Raw genomic sequence first — 22,638 nt, 5'->3', positions numbered from 1 at the left:
GGCCGCTTCTTTCGATACCCGCGAGGCAGAGCTCATGGGTGGTATATGGCGCAGCGGACGGGACTCGAACCCGCGACCCCCGGCGTGACAGGCCGGTATTCTAACCGACTGAACTACCGCTGCGCATGGAAGCCTTGCGGCATCCGGCTGGCAGTTGCCGAGAACCTGTTCAGCGGGGGTTCTCTGCACCAGCGGCGGCTAAGATACTGATTTATCAGGGAAGAAACAACAGGCGTAGAGAAAATATTTCTCGCCGTGCACCGGCGGCGGCGAAAGCCCTCGTCTCGTTCAGGCCGTGGCGCCAGCGGCCTGCTGCCTGAGCAGGCCGAGAAATCCTTCCAGGGCCGCGCTGGGTACCTGCCCCGTGCGCAGCAGGATACCGAAGGGCGTCAGGGGTTCGGTGATTTCCAGGTCGAGCGAGACCATCAGCCCGGTACGCAGGTGATCGCGCACCACCGCCTCGGTTAATACCAGGATGGCGTCGGTGATCTGCACCAGTTGCAGCATGGCGAACACCGAGCCGCATTCGATGACGTCTGCGGGGGGCGGCAGCTGACGGCGGGCGAAAGCCGCTTCCAGCGCCACCCGTGCCGGACTGGCATCGGGTTGCAGGATCCACGGCCAGTCCGCCACCAGTTCCGCCAGATCGGGCGTGATGCGACCGGTCAGCGGATGTCCGGTACGCACCACTACGGCCAGATGCTCGTTGCCCAGCGGCTCGAAGACGAAACGCCCGCGGTCCGCCGGCTGGGTGAACCGGGCGATGGCCACGTCGATCCGTTCCTGCTCGAGCAATTCGGTGAGCTGATCGCTGGTGTCGCCTAGGATGCGTAGCTGCAGGCCCGGCTGGCGCGCCTTGCTTTCGGCGATGGCCCGCACCACGAGGTCGGGCAAGGCACCCATGATGGCGCCGATTGCGAGATGCCCGTACCCCCCGGCGCGTCGCGCATTGAGATCTTCGGCGCAACGATCCAGACCGTTGAGGGCGCGCCTGGCGAAGTCGAGGACCTCTTCTCCCAGCGCGGTCGCTTGCAACCCGCGCGCCTGACGCTCGAACAGCACGCAGCCAAAGGCTTCCTCGACGTCCTGCAGCATCCGTGTGGTCGCTGGCTGCGACATGTGCAGGGCTTCCGCGGCGCGGTGCAGATTGCGGGTACCGGCCAGGGTCACCAGCATCAGCAGGTGCTTGTAGCGCAGCCGACCGAATAGCGCGCGGGCATGGGGGGAGGCATTCATCGGCAGCATCCTGGTAGCGCGAGTGGAGGCGTCCAGCAGGGCTCCCTGGCTCTGGCCAGGCCCCTACCGCGAACCGATACCTTAAGGGTATCGGACCTAAACAAAAAGCGATTATCCAGGCATTGCGACTGCGACTACCTTGAGCCGTGGCCGAATCACAACAACAAGAGAGATCGCCATGCACACCACCCTGTCACCGGGGCTGGTCGCCAAGGTCACCCGGCGCCTGCTGCCCTTCCTGCTGCTGATGTACGTCATGGCCTTTCTCGACCGGGCCAACGTAGGCTTCGCCAAGGTCGCCTTCCAGGCCGATACCGGCATCTCCGACGCGGCCTTCGCCCTTGGCGCCGGGATCTTCTTCGTCGGCTACGCCTTTCTCGAGATTCCCAGCAACCTGATCATGCACCGCGTCGGCGCCCGGCTGTGGATGTGCCGCATCATGGTGACCTGGGGGTTGATCTCCGCCGCCATGATGTTCGCCCATACGGCGACGGCCTTCTATGTGCTGCGCTTCCTGCTCGGGGTAGCCGAAGCCGGCTTCTTTCCCGGGGTCATCCTCTACCTCACCTACTGGTTTCCCTCGCGCTATCGCGCCCGGGCGCTGGGTTTCTTCTATTTCGGCGCGCCCCTGGCCTTCATCTTCGGCAGCCCGTTGTCGGGGCTGCTGCTGGAATTCGACGGCTTCGGCGGCCTGCACGGCTGGCAATGGATGTTCCTGGTGGAAGGGGTGCTGGCCAGCCTGGTGGGGGTCTGGGCCTGGTTCTACCTGGACAACCGGCCGCGCGATGCGCGCTGGCTGAGCGATGCGGAAAAGCAGGCGCTGCAAGAAGCGCTGGATGCCGAGGACGCCGCCAAGCCCCATCACGGCGGGCTTCTTCGTCTGCTCGGTCAGCCGCGCATCCTCCTACTGTGCAGTATTTACCTGCTGATCCAGGCCAGCGTCTATGGCGTGGTCTTCTACCTGCCGACCCAGGTGGCTGGCCTCCTGGGGCAGAAGGTCGGTTTGCTGGTCGGCCTGGTCTCGGCGATTCCCTGGGTCTGCGCCCTGCTCGCCGCCTGGCTGATCCCCAGCTGGTCGGATCGTACCGGCGAACGCCGCCGCACCGCGGCCGCCACCCTGGCCATTTCCGGACTGGGCATCGCCGCCTCGGTGACCTTCTCGCCGCTCTATGCGCTGATCGCCCTGTGCTTCGCCGCCGCCGGCTTCATCGCCGTGCAGCCGCTGTTCTGGACCTTTCCGTCCGACCAGTTGCGCGGCAGCGCCGCGGCCGGCGGCATCGCCCTGATCAACACCTGCGGCGCCATCGGCGGCTTCATCGCGCCCCTGGCCAAGCGCTGGGCCGAGGTGACCTTCGCCCACCCCGGCGCCGGCCTCTATCTGCTCGCCGGGACCACCCTGGTGGCGGCCGCCCTGATTCTCGGCCTGCGCCAGCGTCGCCAGGTCGATCCCCAAGCCCAGCTCACGCCCAGTCACTAAGGGAGCCCTTTCCATGACCCTACCCACCATCAAGCAGGTTCGTGCCTACACCCTTCGTGGCGGCGGCGCCGATTATCACGACCAGGGCGACGGCCACTGGATCGACGACCACATCGCCACGCCCATGGCCAAGTACCCGGAATACCGCCAGAGCCGCCGCAGCTTCGGCATCAATGTGCTGGGCACCCTGGTGGTGGAAGTCGAGGCCAGCGACGGCACCGTGGGCTTCGCCGTCACCACCGGCGGCGAGCTGGGCGCCTTCATCGTCGAACGCCACCTGGCGCGCTTCCTGGAGGGCGCCAAGGTCACTGACCTGGAAAAGATCTGGGACCAGATGTACCTCTCCACCCTCTACTACGGGCGCAAGGGCATCGTGCTCAACACCATCTCCGGTGTGGATCTCGCGCTCTGGGACCTGCTCGGCAAGCTGCGCCAGGAACCGGTGCACCAGTTGCTCGGCGGCGCCGTGCGCGACGAATTGCAGTTCTATGCCACCGGCGCCCGGCCGGACCTGGCCAAGGAGATGGGTTTCATCGGTGGCAAGCTGCCGCTGCAGCACGGCCCGGCCGAGGGTGAAGAGGGCCTGCGCAAGAATCTCGAGGCCCTGGCGACCATGCGCGAACGGGTCGGCGACGACTTCTGGCTGATGCTCGACTGCTGGATGAGCCTGGACCTCAACTACGCCACCCGCCTGGCCCAGGGCGCCCAGCAGTACGGTCTGAAGTGGATCGAAGAGGCGCTACCGCCGGACGACTACTGGGGCTATGCCGAACTCAAACGCAACGTGCCGAAGGGCATGCTGGTCACCACCGGCGAGCACGAGGCCACCCGCTGGGGCTTCCGCCTGCTGTTGGAGATGGGTTGCTGCGACATCCTCCAGCCGGACGTCGGCTGGTGCGGCGGCCTCACCGAGCTGATCCGCATCTCGGCACTGGCCGATGCCCACAGCGCCCTGGTGGTGCCCCACGGCTCCTCCGTCTACAGCTACCACTTCGTCATCACCCGCACCAACAGTCCCTTCGCCGAGTTCCTGATGATGGCGCCCAAGGCCGACGAGGTGGTGCCCATGTTCCATCCGCAGCTGCTCGACGAACCCGTCCCGGTGCGGGGCCGCATGCGCGCCTCGGCGCTGGATCGGCCCGGCTTCGGCGTGCGCCTCAATCCGGAGTGCGCCCTGGAACGTCCCTATCGCCACTGAGGCGTTGCCCAGGAGGGCTGGATGAAAGCGACCCAAGACACCCTGGCGGCACCCGTGGCGGATGCACGTCCCGCGGCGACGCCGCTGCCACCCAAGAGCGCTCGCCTCAAGCGGATCCAGGTGATCGCCCTGGCGCTGCTGGTACTGGCCGGCTTCGTCAACTACCTCGACCGTAGCACCCTGGCCATCGCCAACCAGACCATCAGCGGCGAGCTTGGCTTCACGCCGACTGAGATGGGCCTGCTGCTGTCGGCCTTCGCCTGGGCCTATGCCTTCGCCCAGCTGCCCATCGGCGGCCTGCTGGATCGCTTCGGCGCGCGCCTGACCCTAGGCCTGGGCATCTGCCTCTGGTCCATCGCCCAGGGCGTGCTCGGGCTGCTCAGCAGTTTGCACCTGATGATCCTTGCCCGCGTCGGCCTGGGCATCGGCGAGGCGCCGCAATTCCCGGCCGGCGCCAAGGTGGTCAGCGAGTGGTTCAACGTGCGCGAGCGCGGCCTGCCCTCCGGCATCTTCAACCTCTCCTCCTCTCTGGGGCCGGCGATCTCCCAGCCGATCCTCACCGCCCTGCTGCTGTGGCTGGGCTGGCGGCAGATGTTCATCGCCATGGGCGTGCTGGGCGTCTTGGTGGCGGCGCTCTGGTACCTGAGCTATCGCGATCGGGTCCAGGTAGCGCTGGACGCCGCCGAGCGGGCACACCTGGACGCCGGACTGCCACCCCAGGACGCCGGCCAGCGGCTGACCTTCGCCGACTGGCTGGGGTTGTTCCGCCGCCGCCTGACCTGGGGCGTGGTGATCGGCTACGTGGGCATCATCTACATGCTGTCGCTGTTCCTGACCTGGCTGCCGGCCTACCTGGAACGGGTCCACCACCTGTCCCTGGCCCAGGCCGGCTGGGTTGCCAGTCTGCCGTTCCTGGCCGGCGCCTGTGGCGTGATCGGCGGGGGCCTGTTGGTGGATCGCCTGACCCGCAGCGGGCGCAGCCTGGCCTTCAGTCGCAAGCTGCCGATCTGCGGCGGTCTGGCCGCGGCCGGATTGTTCGCTCTGTGCAGCGCCGGGGTGACCGGCATCGGCAGCGTCATCCTCTGCTTCAGCCTGGCGCTGTTTAGCCTCAACGTGGCGGTGGCCGGCACCTGGTCGCTGGTGAGCGTCGCGGTGCCCTCGCACCAGGTGGCCTCGCTGGCCAGCATCCAGAACTTCGGTGGCTACTTCGGCGGCGCCTTCGCCCCGGTCATCACCGGCATGATCGTCCAGCAGACTGGCTCCTTCGGCCTCGCGCTCGGCATCGCCGCCGCGGTCGCGGTGGCCGGTGCCCTGAGCTATGGGCTGCTGGTGCGCCTGCCGGACACCCCTTCCTGATTCCCCTGGAGACGACCGTCATGGATCTGCCTCGCAATCCCTTCAAGGCCCGCCTCACGGGCAGCGACACCCTCTACGGCCTCTGGGCCGGCTTCGCCACCGGCTATGCCGCCGAGATCGCCGCCGGCACCGGCTACGACTGGCTGCTGATCGACGGCGAGCACGCCCCCAACACGGTGCCAAGCATCCTCGCCCAGTTGCAGGCGGTGGCGCCCTACCCCACGGCGCCGGTGGTGCGTTGCGTGACCGGCGATGCGGTGCTGATCAAGCAATTGTTGGACATCGGCGTGCAGACGCTGATGGTGCCCATGGCGGAGACCGCCGAGCAGGCCCGCGCCCTGGTGCGCGCCATGCGCTATCCGCCCCACGGCATCCGTGGCGTCGGCGGCGGCTTGGCCCGCGCCACCCGGTGGGACGCAGTGCCCGACTACCTGCACACCGCCCATAGCGAGCTGTGCCTGATCGTCCAGGTGGAATCGCGCTTGGGCAGCGACAACGTTGCCGAGATCGCCGCGGTGGAGGGCGTGGACGCCGTCTTCGTCGGCCCGGCGGACCTCTCCAGTGGCCTGGGGCATGCCGGCAATCCGGGCCACCCGGAGGTCCAGGCGCGCATCCGCGCCGCCATCGAGGCGACCCGCGCTGCCGGCAAGGTGGCCGGGATCCTGGCGCCCCAGGAAGACGATGCCCGGCGCTATCGCGACTGGGGGTGCCAGTTCGTTGCCGTCGGTATCGACATCAGCCTGTTCCGCCAGGCGGCGCTGGCCAACCTGGCCCGCTATCGCCCCCTCGAAGCGCCCCAGCCGCCCTCTCGCACCTACTGACCCGGAGTCCGCCATGGCCGATCTGCCCCTCTACCAGAACTACATCGATGGCCGTTTCCTGCCGGCCGCCGAGGACTTTCTCGTCCATAACCCGGCCACCGGCGAGGCCCTGGCCCGGGTGCCGGCGTCCAGTCGTGAAGACGTCGATCAGGCCATCGCCGCCGCCCGCCGTGCCCAGAAGGCCTGGGCGCGCAAACCAGCCATCGAGCGCGCTGGCTATCTGCGGCGCATCGCGGCAAAGCTGCGTGAGCACGCACCGCGGCTGGCCCAGACAATCGTCGGTGAACAGGGCAAGGTCCGTGGCCTGGCCGAAGTGGAGGTCAATTTCACCGCCGACTATCTCGACTACATGGCCGAGTGGGCGCGGCGCATCGAAGGCGAGATCATCACCAGCGACCGGCCCGACGAGCAGATCTTTCTGCTGCGCAAGCCGCTGGGCGTGGTGGCCGGCATCCTGCCCTGGAACTTCCCCTTCTTCCTCATCGCCCGCAAGCTGGCGCCGGCACTGCTCACCGGCAACACCATCGTCATCAAACCCAGCGAAGAAACCCCGATCAATGCCCATGAATTCGCCCGCCTGGTGGCCGAGACCGACCTGCCGCCCGGGGTCTTCAACCTGGTCAGCGGTGCCGGCGCCTTGGGGGGCCAGCTCAGTGCCCATGCCGGCATCGACATGGTCAGCTTTACCGGCAGCGTCGCCACCGGCTCGCGGATCATGGCCGCTGCCGCGCCGAATCTGACCAAGCTCAACCTGGAGCTGGGCGGCAAGGCGCCGGCCATCGTCCTGGCAGATGCCGATCTGGACCTGGCGGTCCGGGCGATCCGTGACTCGCGCATCATCAACACCGGCCAGGTGTGCAACTGCGCCGAGCGGGTCTATGTGGAACGCGCGGTGGCCGAGGACTTCATCGAGCGCATCGGCCGCGCCATGGCCGCCACCCGCTATGGCGACCCTCAGGCCGACACCGGCGTGGAGATGGGACCGCTGATCAACGCCGCCGGCCTGGACAAGGTGGCGGCCAAGGTCGACGTCGCCCTCGGCCAGGGCGCCCGCCTGGTCACCGGTGGCAGTCGCGCCGACCTGGGTCGCGGCTTCCACTTCCAGCCCACGGTACTGGCAGACTGTCGCGCCGAGATGCCGATCATGCGCGAAGAAATCTTCGGCCCGGTGCTGCCGATCCAGGTGGTGGACGATCTCGACGAAGCCATCGCCCTGGCCAACGACTGCCAATACGGCCTCACCTCCTCCGTCTATACCCGCAGCCTGGGCAAGGCCATGCACGCCATGCGCGAGATCGACTTCGGCGAGACCTACATCAACCGGGAAAACTTCGAGGCCATGCAGGGCTACCACGCCGGGGTGCGCAAGTCCGGCATCGGCGGCGCCGATGGCAAGCACGGCCTCTATGAGTACACCCATACCCAGGTGGTCTATCTGCAGGGCTGAGACTGGCTACCTGGTCCAACCGCTTCGCTCGAATGTTCTCGGGCGAACGCGGGTCGAAACAGGCGCAACCAAGACCAGGCGAGGGCCAGCGGCCCCAGGGAGATCAGATGCAGAACTACCACATCCTACCCACCGACACCGGCTGGGAATTCAAGGAAGAGCACGGCGATCGCGCCCTGCTCAAGGCCTCTACCAAGGACGCCATCGTCCACCAGGCTGCGCAGTTCATGGACGGCAAGACCGGCAGCGTCAAGATCCACACCAGCGACGGTCGTATCGAGGAAGAGCGCACCTATCCGCGCAGTGCGGATCCGGCGCAGTCCAAGGGCTGACTCCAAGCAGGTGCCTCCGCTATCCCGCCGCCGATACCAGAAACTGCCGAAACGCCTGGGCCCCAGGGCTCAGGCGTTCCTCGGGACTCCAGATCAGGCCCAGCTCCATGGGTGGGATGGCATCGGCCACCGGGCGGGCTTCCAGCTTGCGCCCTTCCAGGGACCAGCCGCGATAGAGCATGTCGGACAGGATGGTCACGCCAAAGCCATGGGCGACCAGGCCGCGCAGGGACTCCATGGACGAGGTCTTGAACACCACGTTGGGTTCCAGGCCGGCCGCGCGCCAGTAGCGCAGCGTGGAGGTTTCTCCTTCGTCCACCGTGGCGAGGATATAGGGATAGGGCGCGATGTCGGCCAGGGTGACGCGTTCCGCAGCCAGCAGCGGATGAGCGCTGGGCAGCCAGAGCTGGCGCGGCGAGCGCATCAACAGATGCCGCTCGAAGGGCTGGGCGGCGTCGACGTTGGAGATGACCGTGAGGCCGAGCTCCAGGGTGCCATCGTTGATGCCCGCCTCGATACTGGGTCGATCCATGTCGCGCAGGTCGATGTCGATCTGCGGATAGCTGCGCTTGAAGCGCGCCAGCAGGGTCGGCAGGTAGTAGCCGAGCACCGCATAGGAAGCGCCGACCCGGGCCTGGCCGGTCAGGGCATGACTCTGGAACAGCGGCTGACTCACGGCGTCCTGCAGGGTATCGAGGATGTGCCGGGCATGGTGGTAGAACTGGTGCCCCTCGGCGGTCAGCTTGACTCCATGGGGCAATCGCTCGAACAACCGCACCGCAAGCATCGTCTCCAACTGGCTGACCGCCGTGGTCACGGCCGACTGGCTGACGTTGACCGCGCTGGCGGCCAGGGAAAACTGGCTGTTCTCGGCGGCGGCGACGAAATAGCGCAGTTGCCGCATCGAGATGTCCTTGTGCAGTGCCATCTGATTTTCCAATACCTGGATTCTATTTTTATCGTTTCACGATAGCGCATTTCTCCTCCTAGACTCAGAGGCACAGGCACCGCCTCCCTCTCGCGGTCGCCATGACAAGAATAATGAACAGGAGGACGGACCATGCGCGCCCTGGCGCCATCGCTCCGCAGGCGCGTCTCCCCCGCGCCCATAGCGTGCCGTCGGCAGCCACGTCCGACGCCTTTCCTGCCCGTGCTCCCGGGCCGCGCAGGATTCTGCTTGCCAGGTCTTCCCGTATTTCCTCTGAGCCCTGGTACGCCCGGCGCTGCCCCGCTGTGCCCGCACAGCCTCCTGTGCCCTCTCCTCACCCGACAATCCCAACAACAGGTGACCCCATGAGCTATCCGAGTCTCAACTTCGCCCTGGGCGAGACCCTCGATCTGCTGCGCGATCAGGTGCGCAACCTGGTCACGCGCGAGGTAGCACCGCGCGCGGGCGAGATCGATGCCAGCAACAGTTTCCCCATGGACCTCTGGCGCACCTTTGGTGACCTCGGGCTGCTCGGCATCACCGTGGGGGAAGAATACGGCGGCTCGGGACTTGGCTACCTGGCCCATGCGGTGGCCATGGAGGAGATCAGCCGCGGCTCGGCTTCGGTGGCCCTCTCCTATGGCGCCCACTCCAATCTCTGCGTCAACCAGATCCATCGCAACGGCACCGCCGCGCAGAAGGCGCGCTACCTGCCCAGGCTGGTCAGCGGCGAGCACATCGGCGCCCTAGCCATGAGCGAGCCCAATGCCGGCTCGGACGTGGTCTCCATGAAGCTGCGCGCCGAGCGGCGTGGCGATCGCTTCGTGCTCAATGGCAGCAAGACCTGGATCACCAACGGCCCCGATGCCCATACCTATGTGATCTATGCCAAGACCGAACCGGAACAAGGCGCCCATGGCATCACCGCCTTTATCGTCGAGCGTGACTGGACCGGTTTCAGCCGCGGCAGCAAGTTCGACAAGCTGGGCATGCGCGGCTCCAACACCTGCGAGCTGTTCTTCGACGACGTCGAGGTGCCGGAGGACAACGTGCTGGGACAGGTGAACGGGGGCGTGAAGGTGCTGATGAGCGGCCTGGACTATGAGCGGGTGGTCCTCGCCGGTGGTCCGGTGGGCATCATGCAGGCCTGCCTGGACGTGGTCCTGCCCTATATCCACGACCGCCGGCAATTCGGCCAGAGCATCGGCGAATTCCAGCTGATCCAGGGCAAGGTGGCCGACCTCTACACCGGCCTCAATGCCAGCCGCGCCTATCTCTATGCCGTGGCCCAGGCCTGCGACCGTGGCGAGACCACCCGCAAGGACGCCGCCGGGGTGATTCTCTACACCGCCGAGAAGGCCACCCAGATGGCCCTGGAAGCCATCCAGATCCTCGGAGGCAACGGCTATATCAACGAGTACCCCACCGGCCGCCTGCTGCGCGACGCCAAGCTCTACGAGATCGGCGCCGGCACCAGCGAGATCCGCCGCATGCTGATCGGGCGCGAGCTGTTCAACGAAACCCGGTGAGGAGCCCTCCATGACCGTGCTGACCTCCACCCTGAACCGCCGCACCCCGGACTACCAGCGCAATGCCGCCGCCATGGCCGAGCAACTGGCCCGGCTCGACCAGCTCCTGGCACGCATCCGTGAAGGCGGCGGCGCCAAGGCCCAGGCGCGCCATACCGCCCGCGGCAAGCTGCTGCCCCGCGAGCGCATCGACCAACTGCTGGACCCCGGCTCGCCCTTTCTGGAAATCGGCGCCCTGGCGGCCCTCGACGTCTATGAGGAAGAGGTACCGGCGGCCGGGGTGGTGGCCGGTATCGGCCGCATCGAGGGCGTCGAGTGCATGATCATCGCCAACGACGCCACCGTGAAAGGCGGCTCCTATTATCCGCTGACGGTGAAGAAGCACCTGCGCGCCCAGGCCATCGCCCTGCAGAATCGCCTGCCCTGCCTCTATCTGGTGGATTCCGGTGGCGCCAACCTGCCGCGCCAGGAGGACGTCTTCCCCGACCGCGAGCACTTCGGGCGGATCTTCTTCAACCAGGCGACCATGAGCGCCCAGGGCATCCCCCAGATCGCCGTGGTGATGGGCTCCTGCACGGCCGGCGGGGCCTATGTGCCAGCGATGAGCGACGAGACCATCATGGTCCGCCAGCAGGCCACCATCTTTCTCGCTGGCCCGCCGCTGGTGAAGGCCGCCACCGGCGAGGTGGTCACCGCCGAGGAACTGGGCGGCGCTGATGTCCATTGCCGCATTTCCGGCGTGGCCGACCACTATGCCGAGAACGACACCCATGCCCTGGCCCTGGCGCGGCGCTGCATCGCCAACCTCAACTGGCGCAAGCTGGGTGACCTGCAGCTCAAGGCGCCAGTCGCCCCGCTGTATCCGGCCGAGGACCTTTACGGCCTGGTCCCGGCCGATCCCAAGCAGCCGCTGGAGGTGCGCGAGGTGATCGCCCGGCTAGTGGACGGCAGCGTCTTCGATGAATTCAAAGCGCAGTTCGGCACCACCCTGGTCTGTGGCTTCGCCCATCTGCAGGGTCATCCGGTGGCCATCCTCGGCAACAACGGCATTCTCTTCGCCGAATCGGCGCAGAAAGGCGCGCACTTCATCGAGCTGGCCTGCCAGAGGCGCATCCCCCTGCTCTTCCTGCAGAACATCACCGGCTTCATGGTCGGGAAGAAATACGAGGAAGGCGGCATCGCCAAGCACGGCGCCAAGCTCGTCACCGCAGTGGCCTGCGCCCGGGTGCCCAAGTTCACCGTGATCATCGGCGGCAGCTTTGGCGCCGGCAACTACGGCATGTGCGGTCGCGCCTACGATCCTCGCTTCCTGTGGATGTGGCCCAACGCACGCATCGGCGTGATGGGTGCCGAGCAGGCGGCCGGGGTGCTGGTGCAGGTCAAGCGTGAGCAGGCCGAACGTGCCGGAGAAGCCTTCGACGACGAAGAGACGGCGCGCATCAAGGCACCCATCGTCGAGCAGTACGAGCGTCAGGCCCATGCCCACTATTCCAGCGCGCGCCTATGGGACGACGGAGTGATCGACCCGGCCCAGACCCGCGAGGTCCTCGCCCTGGCGCTGTCGGCCAGTCTCAACGCCCCCCTCGAGCCGACGACCTTCGGCGTCTTCCGGATGTAGGCCATGACTGATTTCCACACCCTGGATCTGACCCGCGACCCGCGCGGCTTCGCCACCCTCTGGCTCGACCGTCCGGACCGCCACAACGCCCTGGATGCACGGATGATCGCGGAGCTGGGCACGGCGCTCGCCGAGATCGCCGCCGATGCGGAGCTGCGCTTTCTGCTCGTGCGCGGGCGCGGCCGGCACTTCTGCGTCGGCGCGGATCTCGCCTGGATGCAGGCGTCCGCTACCCTGGACGCGGCCGCCAATCAGGCCGACACCGAGCGCCTGGCCGAGGTGATGTATCGCCTGCAGGCCTTGCCGATGCCCACCCTCGCCGTGGTGCAGGGCGCAGCCTTTGGCGGCGCGGTAGGGCTGGTCAGCTGCTGCGACCTGGCACTGGCCGCCAGTGACGCCACCTTCTGCCTGTCGGAGGTGCGCATCGGCCTGGTGCCCGCCGTCATCGGCCCCTTCGTCATCCGCGCCCTGGGCGAACGGGCGGCCCGGCGCTACATGCTGGGTGCCGAACGCTTCTCCGGCGCGCGCGCGGCCGAGCTGGGGCTGGTGGCCGAGACCGCGCCCGCCGCCGACCTGGAGACCCTCGTGGACGCCTGGATCGCTCGCTTGCTGGACAACGGTCCTCAGGCCTTGCGGGCCTGCAAACGGCTGCTGGACGGCGCTGGCGCAGGCGCACCCAGTGCCACGGTGCGCCCGTTCACCGAGGGCCTGATCGCCGCCGTCCGCGTCACCCCTGAAGCCCAGGAAGGCCTTGCCGCCTTCCTGGAAAAGCGCCGCCCCGCCTGGCAGGAGACCACGCCATGACCTTCGACCGTCTGCTCGTCGCCAACCGCGGCGAGATCGCCTGCCGGGTGATGCGTACCGCCAAGGCCCTGGGCCTGGGCACCGTCGCCGTGCACAGCGCCATCGACGCCAGGGCACGCCATGTGCGCCAGGCCGACCTGGCGGTAGACCTCGGGGGCGCCAAGCCAGCAGATAGCTATCTGGCCGGCGAACGCATCATCAAGGCGGCCCTCGCCACCGGCGCCCAGGCGATCCATCCGGGCTATGGCTTTCTGTCCGAGAACGCCGCCTTCGCCGAGGCGGTGGCTGCGGCGGGGCTGGTCTTCGTCGGTCCTCCCGCCGCGGCGATCCGCGCCATGGGCAGCAAGTCCGCGGCCAAAGCGCTGATGACCGATGCCGGGGTGCCCCTGGTGCCGGGCTATCACGGCGAGGACCAGTCCCTGGCCACCTTTCGCGACGCCGCGGCGCGCATCGGCTATCCGGTCCTGCTCAAGGCCACCGCCGGTGGCGGCGGCAAGGGCATGAAGATCGTCGAACGCGAAGCCGACCTGGCCGAGGGCCTCGCCTCGGCCCAGCGCGAGGCGCTCTCGGCCTTTGGCGATGCACGGATGCTGGTGGAGAAATACGTGCTGCAACCGCGCCACGTGGAGATCCAGGTTTTCGCCGATGCGCACGGCCATTGCCTCTATCTCAACGAACGCGACTGCTCCATCCAGCGCCGCCACCAGAAGGTGATCGAGGAGGCGCCCGCGCCGGGTCTCACACCCGAATTGCGCCGGGCCATGGGCGAGGCGGCGGTGCAGGCGGCCCAGGCCATCGGCTACGTCGGCGCCGGCACCGTGGAATTCCTGCTCGACGCCCGTGGCGACTTCTTCTTCATGGAGATGAACACCCGGCTGCAGGTGGAGCACCCGGTCACCGAGGCCATCACCGGCCTGGACCTGGTGGCCTGGCAGCTGCGCGTGGCCGCGGGCGAAGCCCTGCCCCTCACCCAGGCCCAGGTGCCGCTGCACGGCCACGCCATCGAGGTGCGCCTCTATGCCGAGGACACCGACCAGGGCTTCCTGCCGGCCTCGGGTACCTTGCAGCTCTATCGCGAGCCCGCGGCCGGTCCCGGGCGGCGGGTGGACAGCGGCGTGGAGGAAGGCGACGAGGTCTCGCCCTTCTACGATCCCATGCTGGCCAAGCTGATCGCCTGGGGCGACAGCCGCGAACAGGCGCGCCAGCGGTTGCTGGCCATGCTGATGGAGACCGCGGTGGGTGGCTTCGCCACCAACCTGCCCTTTCTGCAGCGTCTGCTCGCTCACCCGGCCTTTGCCGCGGCCGAGCTGGATACCGGCTTCATCGAGCGTCACCGGGACGCCTTGCTGCCCGCACCCGGAGAGCTGACCGACGTCTTCTGGACCTTGGCGGCCCAGGCCTGGCTGGCGACGCTGGCGGCCGCTGCCGACCCGACGTCACCCTGGGCTTCCCGTCAGGGCTGGCGCCTGGGTGGACCGCCCCAGATAGCGCTGCGCCTGGCCTGCCGCGGTGAGGTGCGCGCCGTCGCCCTGCCCGGTTCGGCGGCGGTCGAGCGGAATGGTGATCGCCTCCACTGGCAGGCCGAAGGCATTCGCCAGAGCGCCCGCCTCTATCGCCGTGGGCAGACGCTGTTCCTCGAGTGGCAAGACCATTTCGAAGCCGTCACCTGGGCCGACCCCCTCGCCGAGGTCGCGCGCCAGGCGGATGCCGGTGGTCTCACCGCACCGATGAACGCCAGCGTGGTCGCCGTACCGGTAGCCGTGGGCGATGCCGTGGAAGCCGGCGCACCGCTGGTGGTGCTGGAGGCGATGAAGATGGAGCACAGCATCCGCGCGCCCCGCGCCGGCGTCGTGGCCGCGCTGTTCTGCAGCCCTGGCGAACTGGTGGCCGAGGGCACTGCCCTGGTGGAACTGGAGGAGTCGGCACCATGAGCGAGGCCCTGCCGTCCCGGGTGCGGGTGGTCGAGGTCGGGCCACGCGATGGCCTGCAGAACGAACCCCAGGCGCTGGGCATTGCCGAGCGCATCCAGCTGTGCGAGGCCCTGGTCGCCAGCGGCGTGCGGCATCTGGAAGTGGGCAGCTTCGTCTCGCCCAAGTGGGTGCCGCAGATGGCCGGGACCGCCGAGGTGCTGGCGGGACTGGGCCGCCCAGCGGGCGTGGTGCGCTCGGTGCTGGTGCCCAATATGAAAGGCTTCGAAGCCGCCCTGGCGGCGGGCGTGGAGGAAATCGCCGTCTTCGCCGCCGCCTCGGAGGGCTTCTCCCAGCGCAACATCAACTGTTCCATCGCCGAGAGCCTCGCGCGTTTCGTGCCGGTGGTCGAGGGCGCGCAGGCGGCGGGCATCCGGGTGCGCGGCTATGTGTCCTGCGTGCTGGGCTGTCCCTACGACGGCGGGATCGCACCCGACCAGGTGGCCAGCGTGACCCGCGAGCTGCTGGAGCTGGGCTGCGCCGAGGTTTCCCTCGGCGATACCATCGGCGTCGGTACCCCCGGCCGAACCCGGGCGCTCTGGCAGCGGCTGGGGCGGGAGGTGCCGCTCAGCCAGCTGGCCGGGCATTTCCACGACACCTATGGCCAGGCCCTGGCCAACGTCTACGCCAGCCTGCTCGAAGGGGTCGCGGTGTTCGACAGCTCCGTCGCCGGGCTCGGTGGCTGCCCCTATGCAAGCGGCGCCAGCGGCAATGTCGCCAGCGAGGACCTGGTCTATCTGCTCGACGGTCTGGGCATCGCCACCGGCCTCGACCTGGCCAAGTTGGTGGCGACGGGACAGGCCGTTTCCGCGCAGTTGGGACGACCCTATCAGTCGCGGGTCGGCCGCGCCTGGGCCGCCAGAGGGCTCAACTAGCCAGCGCTCTGGCGGACGCCCATGGCAACCGCCGGGGCTTGCTCCCATAATGGCGGTCTCTCTCATCCAAGGACCCGTTTTGGCCAGGAAGTCCCGACGCGAACTCGCCCAGCTCGATGGCACCACCGAGCTGCCCCTCACCGTGCGCGAGGTCGCCCTCGCCGCCGGGGTGTCGCCCATCACCGTGTCCCGGGCGCTGCATCGGCCGAGTCTGGTGAGCGCCGCCACTCGCGAGCACGTCCTGGCGGTGGTCAAGGAGCTGGGCTATGTGCCCAATCTGCTGGCGGGCAGCCTCGCCTCCAGCAAGAGTCGCCTGGTGGCCATCCTGCTGCCCACCATCGCCAATTCCATCTATGCCACCGTGGTGCAGGCGATCATGGAGCGGCTCACCGAGGCGGGCTACCAGGCGCTGATCGGTCCCACCGGCTATTCACCGGAAAAGGAAGAGGAACTGCTGGAAGCCATCCTCGGCCGCAGGCCCGATGGCATCGTCCTTACCGGCACCCTGCACACCCCGGCCAGTCGCGAGCGGCTGGCGGCCCTGAACATCCCGGTGGTGGAAGCCTGGGACCTGAGCGCCGAGGCCCTGGACATGCAGGTGGGCTTTTCCCATGAGCAGGTCGGCATGGCCCTGGCGGATCACTTCGTCGCCCGCGGCTATCGCCGCTTCGGGGTGATCTCGGTGGACGATCCCCGCGCCATGCGTCGCAACCTGGCGCTGCAGGCGCGGCTGGCCACGCTGGGTATCGACGAAGTGCCCATGGAAGTGCTGCCGCTGCCCGCCACCTGGGAGGTCGGGCGGATCGGCCTAGCGCGCCTGCTGGAACGCCCGGCGCCTCCGGAACTGGTGCTGTGCAGCTCCGATACCCTGGCCCTGGGCGTGGTGGCCGAGGCCAACAGCCGCGGCCTGCGCATTCCCGAGCAGCTGGCGGTGATGGGTTTCGGCGACACCACCAATGGCCGCTTCGCGACCCCGGCGCTGTCCACCGTCAGCGTCAACGCCGATGTCATGGGCCGCAGCGTCGCCCAGTCGCTGCTCGACCGGCTCGCCGGCGAGCGGACCGCGGTCAATCTCGACACCGGTTTCGTTCTCATCGAGCGCCAGAGCTCCTAACGGGTTTTTTGCACCCGACCACAGATTTACCGGTTGAATGATAGCGTTATCTGTTTAATGATAACGCTATCGTTGTCAGACGACTTACAACATAAGACCGCTGCTCGATCTCCGCCCGCACACAAAAACAAACCAGTGGGAGCTCTCCATGCAAGAAACCAAGCAGACGCGCGTCCGCTATCTGATCCTGTTCATGCTGTTCGTCGTGACCACGATCAACTATGCCGACCGCGCCACCATTTCCATCGCCGGCTCCGCCCTGCAAAAAGACCTCGGCATCAGTGCCGTCTCCCTCGGCTACATCTTCTCCGCCTTTGGTTGGGCCTATGTGCTCGGTCAGATCCCGGGCGGCTGGTTGCTGGATCGCTTCGGTTCGAAGAAGGTCTATGCGGCGAGTATCTTCACCTGGTCGGTGTTCACCTTGCTGCAAGGCTACATCGGTGAATTCGGCATCGGCACCGCGGTATTCCTGCTGTTCGCCCTGAGATTCATGGTCGGTCTGGCCGAGGCGCCCTCCTTCCCCGGTAACGCCCGCATCGTCGCCGCCTGGTTCCCCACCAAGGAGCGCGGCACCGCCTCGGCGATCTTCAACTCGGCGCAATACTTCGCCACCGTGCTGTTCGCGCCGCTGATGGGCTGGATCGTTTATCACTTCGGCTGGCAGCACGTCTTCGTGGTGATGGGCGTCCTGGGCATCGCCTTCTCGGCGGTCTGGATGGCGGTGATCTACAGCCCCCGTGAACATCCCCGGGTCAATGCCGCCGAAGTCGAGTACATCGCCAGCAACGGCGGTCTGGTCGACCTGGATACCCCCGGCAAGAAGAGCGAAGGCCCGAAGTGGAGCTACATCGGCCAGCTGCTGACCAATCGGATGATGGCCGGCATCTACCTGGGCCAATTCTGCATCAACGCCCTCACCTACTTCTTCCTGACCTGGTTCCCCGTGTACCTGGTGCAGGAACGCGGCATGACCATCCTCAAGGCCGGCATCATCGCCTCCCTGCCGGCCATCTGCGGCTTCATCGGCGGCGTGCTGGGCGGGGTGATCTCCGACTACCTGCTGCGTCGCGGCAACAGCCTGAGCGTGGCACGCAAGACCCCCATCGTCGCCGGCATGCTGCTGTCGATGAGCATGATCCTCTGCAACTACGTCGACGCCGACTGGATGGTGGTGGGCTTCATGGCCATGGCCTTCTTCGGCAAGGGTATCGGCGCCCTGGGTTGGGCGGTGGTGTCCGACACCTCACCCAAGCAGATCGCCGGCCTTTCCGGTGGCCTGTTCAACACCATCGGCAACCTGTCCTCCATCACCACCCCGATCATCATCGGCTACATCATCGCCGCCACCGGCTCCTTCAAGATGGCCCTGGTGTTCGTCGGCGCCAATGCCCTGGTGGCCGCCATCAGTTATCTGTTCGTCGTGGGCGAGATCAAGCGCGTCGAGTTGCGTGGGGTACCCACGCCGCCCGCCGAAGCCCCGCTCGCCGCTGAAACCTCTCGCTGATCGACAAGGAGCCCGACCATGACTCAATTCAATGCCACCCCGGCCCTGCACACCGGCACCCCGGTGGTCACCTCCCTGGAGGTCGTCCCCGTCGCCGGCCAGGACAGCATGCTGCTCAACCTCAGCGGCGCCCACGGCCCCTACTTCACCCGCAACGTGCTGATCCTCAAGGACAACGCCGGTCGCACCGGCGTCGGCGAGGTGCCCGGCGGCGAGACCATCCGCCAGACGCTGGAAGACGCCCGCCAATTCCTGATCGGCCAGCCGTTGGGCCAGTACCAGCGCATCCTCGGCCAGGTCCGCCAGGCCTTCGCCGGCCGCGATGCCAGCGGTCGTGGCCTGCAGACCTTCGATCTGCGGGTCACCATCCACGCGGTGACCGCCATCGAAGCCGCCCTGCTCGACCTGCTCGGTCAGCACCTGGAGGTGCCGGTGGCCGCCCTGCTCGGCGAAGGTCAGCAGCGCGATGCCGTGGAGATGCTCGGTTACCTGTTCTATGTCGGCGACCGCAACAAGACCACGCTGGACTATCGCAGCGAAGCCGAGAGCGACGACGCCTGGTTCCGCGTGCGCAACGAAGAGGCCCTGACCCCCGAGACGGTGGTGCGACTGGCCGAGGCCGCCTATGACCGCTACGGCTTCAAGGACTTCAAGCTCAAGGGCGGCGTGCTCAGCGGCGACGCCGAGATCGAGGCGGTCACCGCCCTGGCCGAGCGCTTCCCCGAGGCACGCGTGACCCTGGACCCCAACGGCGCCTGGTCGCTCAAGGAAGCCATCCGCCTGTGCCGCGACCAGCACCACGTACTGGCCTATGCCGAGGATCCCTGTGGCGCCGAGAACGGCTATTCCGGACGCGAGGTGATGGCCGAATTCCGTCGCGCCACCGGCCTGCCCACCGCCACCAACATGATCGCCACCGACTGGCGCCAGATGGGTCACGCCATCCAGCTGCAATCGGTGGACATCCCCCTGGCCGATCCGCACTTCTGGACCATGCAGGGCTCGGTGCGGGTGGCGCAGATGTGCAACGACTGGGGCCTGACTTGGGGTTCGCACTCCAACAACCACTTCGACATCTCCCTGGCCATGTTCACCCACGTCGCCGCCGCGGCGCCGGGCAAGATCACCGCCATCGACACCCACTGGATCTGGCAGGACGGTCAACGCCTCACCCGCCAGCCGCTGGAGATCAAGGGCGGCCTGGTCGAGGTGCCGCAGCAGGGTGGCCTGGGCGTGGAGCTGGACCTGGACGCCCTCGCCCGCGCCCATGAGCTGTACAAGACCAAGGGCCTGGGGGCGCGGGACGACGCCATGGCCATGCAATTCCTTTCGCCCAACTGGACCTTCGATAACAAGAAGCCCTGCCTGGTGCGCTAGGCCCTCGGCCCGCCAACAGCGCCCGCTCCGGACTCTCCGGGGCGGGCGCTGTTTCCGTTCCAGCGTCCGAAACATCGTTTTACACTTACCGATAGCCTGCTAAGCGTTCGTTAAGCTCACCGGATCGACACTGAACCCAAGGTATCTCGCAACCCTGCCCGATACCCCCGCGGTTCCAGTTACTTTCGTATCCGGGAGAAGCACATGAACCTCAATCGTCGTATCGCCAAGAGCCTTCTCGTCCTGACCCTCACCTCGATGTTTTCCACCGCCGCCCTGGCCGACACCCGACCCGACATCGCCACCCAGCAGGTCGCCACTCTGCCGGCGATCTCCCAGCAGGGCCAGCAGGCCTTCATGGACGTGGTCGCCGCCCGCCAGGACCTCTTCGAGGCCCATGTCGATCAGGCCAAGCAGCAACTGGCCGCCGCCGAAAGCGCGCTGCAGACCGCCCAAACCGACAAGACCGCCTACCTCAAGTCGGCCAGGGACCTGCGGGGTCAGGACGGCAAACTCATGCAGGTCTCCGCGCAGGACGCCAAGGCCACGTCCTGGCTGCCGATCTGGAGCGGTATGGCGCTGCGTGACGACTATGTCGCCACCCCGGCCAAGAATCAGGCCGTGGCCCAGGCCAACGAGAAGATCCAGCAGGGCGACACCCAGGGCGTCGGCGAGATCCTCAAGGTGGCCGGCGTCGACGTCGACTACTCCACTGCGGTGCTGCCGGCCCAGGAAACCCTAGACCTGGTGCACCGGGCCAACCAGGAGCTGGGCCACGAGCAATACTGGCAGGCGAACCTGACGCTCAAGCAGGTGCAGAACAGCCTGAGATTCGACAACGCCAATGTCGACGTGACCCCCACCAGCTGGTTCTCCAAAACCACCTCGATCTTCACCCCGGTCGCAAGCACCTGAGCTCAACGGAATCGTTAACTTCAGCGTAACGTTTCCGCCCTCAGGTTGATTGAACGCCCGGCAGTCGAAGGCTAGGGTGGCTCCACGACAGGTGATTCGTGGAGACCCCAATGACAACGACATCCCACCCACCGGCTCGGATCGCCAGGCGCCGCAGCGACAAGCAGCAGCGCCTGGACCGGGTGGCTGCGCTGGCCGATGGCAAGGTGCTGCCCACCGCCTCCATCGTCGCGGCCCTGGAACAGCTGCTGGCCCCCGGCGACCGGGTGGTGCTGGAAGGCAACAACCAGAAGCAGGCCGATTTCCTCTCCCGCAGCCTCGCCCAGGTCGATCCGGCCCGGCTGCACGACCTGCACATGATCATGCCCAGCGTCGGTCGCGCCGAGCACCTGGACCTGTTTGAGCGCGGCATCGCCCGCAAGCTGGACTTCTCCTTTGCCGGCACCCAGAGCCTGAGGATCAGCCAGCTGCTGGAGGACGGCCTACTGGAAGTCGGCGCCATCCACACCTACATCGAACTCTATGCCCGGCTGCTGGTGGACCTGATTCCCAAGGTGGTGCTCAGCGCCGGCTTCATGGCCGATCGCGCCGGCAACATCTATACCGGCCCTAGCACCGAGGATAGCCCGGCGCTGATCGAGCCGGCGGCCTTCAGCGACGGCATCGTCATCGTCCAGGTCAACCAGTTGGTGGACGACGTGTCCGAACTGCCGCGAGTCGACATCCCGGCGGACTGGGTGGATTTCGTGGTGGTGGCCGACCGGCCCTTCTATATCGAGCCGCTGTTCACCCGCGATCCGCGCCACATCAAGCCGGTCCACGTGCTGATGGCGATGATGGCGATCCGCGGCATCTACGAACGCCACCAGGTGCAGTCGCTCAACCATGGCATCGGCTTCAACACCGCGGCCATCGAACTGATCCTGCCCACCTACGGCGAGCGCCTGGGCCTCAAGGGCAAGATCTGCCGGCACTGGACCCTCAATCCCCACCCCACGCTGATCCCGGCCATCGAGAGCGGCTGGGTGGAAAGCGTGCACTGCTTTGGCACCGAACTGGGCATGGAGGGCTATATCGCCCAGCGCCCGGACGTCTTCTTCACCGGTCGCGATGGCTCGCTCCGCTCCAACCGGCTGCTCTGCCAGCTGGCCGGCCAGTACGCCGTGGACCTCTTCATCGGCGCCACCCTGCAGGTGGATGGCGACGGCCATTCCTCCACCGTGACGCGGGGTCGCCTGGCCGGCTTCGGTGGCGCGCCCAACATGGGCCATGATCCGCACGGTCGGCGTCACCCCACCCCGGCCTGGCTGGACATGCGGCAGCAGACCGGCGACGGCGCACCGGCTCTGCTCGAACGCGGCAGGAAGCTGGTGGTGCAGATGGTCGAGACCTTCCAGGAAGGCGGCAAACCCACCTTCGTCGATACCCTGGATGCGGTGGAGGTGGCGCGCAAGAGCGGCATGCCGCTGGCGCCCATCATGGTCTATGGCGACGACGTCACCCACCTGCTCACCGAAGAAGGCATCGCCTATCTCTACCGCGCCCGCTCCCTGGAAGAGCGCCGCGCGATGATCGCCGCCGTGGCCGGGGTCACCGCCATTGGCCTGCGCAGCGACCCGGCCGAGGCCCGGCGCCTGCGCCAGGAAGGCCTGGTGGCCCTGCCCGAAGACCTCGGCATCCGCCGCACCGATGCCAGTCGCGAGCTGCTCGCGGCCAAGAGCATCGGCGAGCTGGTGGAATGGTCCGGCGGTCTCTATCAACCCCCGGCCAAGTTCAGGAGCTGGTGATGCGCGCCCTCGCCCGCCGTACCTCATCGCCCGCCGAGCGCCTGGCCGAGTTGGCCGTATCCGCCCTGGTGGACGAAGCCGAACTCTCGCCCAAGCCGGCCCTGGTGGATCGCCGCGGCCAGGGCGCCCACAGTGATCTCAGCCTTGGCCTGATGCTGACCTCGGCCCAGGCCCTGCAGCCCAGTTTCCAGGCCATGGCCGAAGCCGCAGAGCGAGGGCTGCCTGCCGCCGAACTGCGCCGCCTGATCGGCCAACTGGGACGTGACGGCGAAGCCGCCATGCTGCAGGTCACCGGCGGGGTCAATACCCATCGCGGCGCCATCTGGGCGCTGGGGCTGCTGGTGACGGCGGCG

Annotated in this window: 19 protein-coding genes and 1 tRNA gene; 17 read left to right on the top strand and 3 right to left on the bottom strand. The window is 67.4% G+C overall.

The genetic code is table 11. The features are described 5' to 3' along the window. Positions 1-46 precede the first annotated feature (46 nt). Positions 47-123 (bottom strand) — tRNA-Asp (locus C722_RS0110580). Between the two features lie 165 nt (positions 124-288). Then, the gene (locus C722_RS0110575) at positions 289-1,236 is read right to left on the bottom strand and encodes a LysR family transcriptional regulator (protein ID WP_017640460.1); all 948 of its coding nucleotides are present in this window, start codon (positions 1,234-1,236) and stop codon (positions 289-291) included. 178 nt (positions 1,237-1,414) lie between these two features. Here C722_RS0110575 and C722_RS0110570 point away from each other — a divergent pair, with 178 nt between their 5' ends. The 6 genes from C722_RS0110570 to C722_RS0110545 all read left to right on the top strand — a co-directional run bounded on the left by C722_RS0110570 (position 1,415) and on the right by C722_RS0110545 (position 7,867). Beyond that, positions 1,415-2,713, top strand: coding sequence for an MFS transporter (locus C722_RS0110570; protein ID WP_017640459.1), 1,299 nt, complete (start codon positions 1,415-1,417; stop codon positions 2,711-2,713). A 13-nt stretch (positions 2,714-2,726) separates the two neighbouring features. Further along, on the top strand, positions 2,727-3,911 hold the full coding sequence (gene rhmD, locus C722_RS0110565; protein ID WP_017640458.1) for an L-rhamnonate dehydratase: 1,185 nt from the start codon (positions 2,727-2,729) through the stop codon (positions 3,909-3,911). Between the two features lie 21 nt (positions 3,912-3,932). Continuing rightward, positions 3,933-5,267, top strand: a complete 1,335-nt coding sequence (locus C722_RS0110560; RefSeq protein ID WP_017640457.1) for an MFS transporter — start codon at positions 3,933-3,935, stop codon at positions 5,265-5,267. A 20-nt stretch (positions 5,268-5,287) separates the two neighbouring features. Then, the gene (locus C722_RS0110555) at positions 5,288-6,088 is read left to right on the top strand and encodes an aldolase/citrate lyase family protein (RefSeq protein WP_017640456.1); all 801 of its coding nucleotides are present in this window, start codon (positions 5,288-5,290) and stop codon (positions 6,086-6,088) included. A gap of 13 nt (positions 6,089-6,101) precedes the next feature. Next, the gene (gene aldA, locus C722_RS0110550; protein WP_017640455.1) at positions 6,102-7,535 is read left to right on the top strand and encodes an aldehyde dehydrogenase; all 1,434 of its coding nucleotides are present in this window, start codon (positions 6,102-6,104) and stop codon (positions 7,533-7,535) included. A 107-nt stretch (positions 7,536-7,642) separates the two neighbouring features. Then, positions 7,643-7,867, top strand: a complete 225-nt coding sequence (locus C722_RS0110545; protein WP_017640454.1) for a DUF2188 domain-containing protein — start codon at positions 7,643-7,645, stop codon at positions 7,865-7,867. 19 nt (positions 7,868-7,886) lie between these two features. Here C722_RS0110545 and C722_RS0110540 read toward each other — a convergent pair whose 3' ends face one another. Next, positions 7,887-8,795, bottom strand: a complete 909-nt coding sequence (locus tag C722_RS0110540) for a LysR family transcriptional regulator (protein WP_017640453.1) — start codon at positions 8,793-8,795, stop codon at positions 7,887-7,889. A gap of 365 nt (positions 8,796-9,160) precedes the next feature. Here C722_RS0110540 and C722_RS0110535 point away from each other — a divergent pair, with 365 nt between their 5' ends. The 11 genes from C722_RS0110535 to C722_RS0110485 form a co-directional block, all read left to right on the top strand. Beyond that, positions 9,161-10,324, top strand: coding sequence for an isovaleryl-CoA dehydrogenase (locus C722_RS0110535; protein ID WP_017640452.1), 1,164 nt, complete (start codon positions 9,161-9,163; stop codon positions 10,322-10,324). Between the two features lie 10 nt (positions 10,325-10,334). Beyond that, positions 10,335-11,942 carry a carboxyl transferase domain-containing protein gene (locus tag C722_RS0110530; protein ID WP_017640451.1) on the top strand — a complete coding sequence of 536 codons (1,608 nt, stop codon included), beginning with the start codon at positions 10,335-10,337 and terminating at the stop codon, positions 11,940-11,942. Positions 11,943-11,945: 3 nt separating this feature from the next. Further along, positions 11,946-12,746 (top strand): enoyl-CoA hydratase-related protein, encoded by an 801-nt coding sequence (locus tag C722_RS0110525; protein WP_017640450.1) that lies wholly within the window; start codon positions 11,946-11,948, stop codon positions 12,744-12,746. Then, on the top strand, positions 12,743-14,677 hold the full coding sequence (locus C722_RS0110520) for an acetyl/propionyl/methylcrotonyl-CoA carboxylase subunit alpha (RefSeq protein ID WP_017640449.1): 1,935 nt from the start codon (positions 12,743-12,745) through the stop codon (positions 14,675-14,677). The genes C722_RS0110525 and C722_RS0110520 overlap by 4 nt, the downstream gene beginning before the upstream one ends. Further along, on the top strand, positions 14,674-15,588 hold the full coding sequence (locus tag C722_RS0110515) for a hydroxymethylglutaryl-CoA lyase (protein ID WP_017640448.1): 915 nt from the start codon (positions 14,674-14,676) through the stop codon (positions 15,586-15,588). Before C722_RS0110520 ends, C722_RS0110515 begins: the two co-directional genes overlap by 4 nt. 79 nt (positions 15,589-15,667) lie before the next feature. Beyond that, positions 15,668-16,702 carry a LacI family DNA-binding transcriptional regulator gene (locus tag C722_RS0110510; RefSeq protein WP_017640447.1) on the top strand — a complete coding sequence of 345 codons (1,035 nt, stop codon included), beginning with the start codon at positions 15,668-15,670 and terminating at the stop codon, positions 16,700-16,702. A gap of 148 nt (positions 16,703-16,850) precedes the next feature. Beyond that, complete coding sequence (locus C722_RS0110505) at positions 16,851-18,206, top strand: MFS transporter (protein WP_017640446.1); 1,356 nt, start codon at positions 16,851-16,853, stop codon at positions 18,204-18,206. An 18-nt stretch (positions 18,207-18,224) separates the two neighbouring features. Continuing rightward, entirely contained in the window at positions 18,225-19,583 is a 1,359-nt protein-coding gene (gudD, locus tag C722_RS0110500) for a glucarate dehydratase (protein ID WP_017640445.1), read from the top strand. Positions 19,584-19,787: 204 nt separating this feature from the next. Next, complete coding sequence (locus C722_RS0110495) at positions 19,788-20,498, top strand: YfdX family protein (RefSeq protein ID WP_017640444.1); 711 nt, start codon at positions 19,788-19,790, stop codon at positions 20,496-20,498. A 110-nt stretch (positions 20,499-20,608) separates the two neighbouring features. Continuing rightward, the gene (gene mdcA / locus C722_RS0110490; RefSeq protein ID WP_017640443.1) at positions 20,609-22,285 is read left to right on the top strand and encodes a malonate decarboxylase subunit alpha; all 1,677 of its coding nucleotides are present in this window, start codon (positions 20,609-20,611) and stop codon (positions 22,283-22,285) included. Continuing rightward, positions 22,285-22,638 (top strand): triphosphoribosyl-dephospho-CoA synthase (locus C722_RS0110485; protein ID WP_017640442.1); only part of this gene is annotated, 354 nt, incomplete at its 3' end. The genes mdcA and C722_RS0110485, both read left to right, overlap by 1 nt.

It is taken from the genome of Pseudomonas sp. 313 (assembly GCF_000316965.1).
GTDB lineage: Bacteria > Pseudomonadota > Gammaproteobacteria > Pseudomonadales > Pseudomonadaceae > Chryseomonas > Chryseomonas benzopyrenica.
Note: the sequence above shows the minus strand (reverse complement) of the source record. Positions and strands in the feature narration are given on the sequence as shown.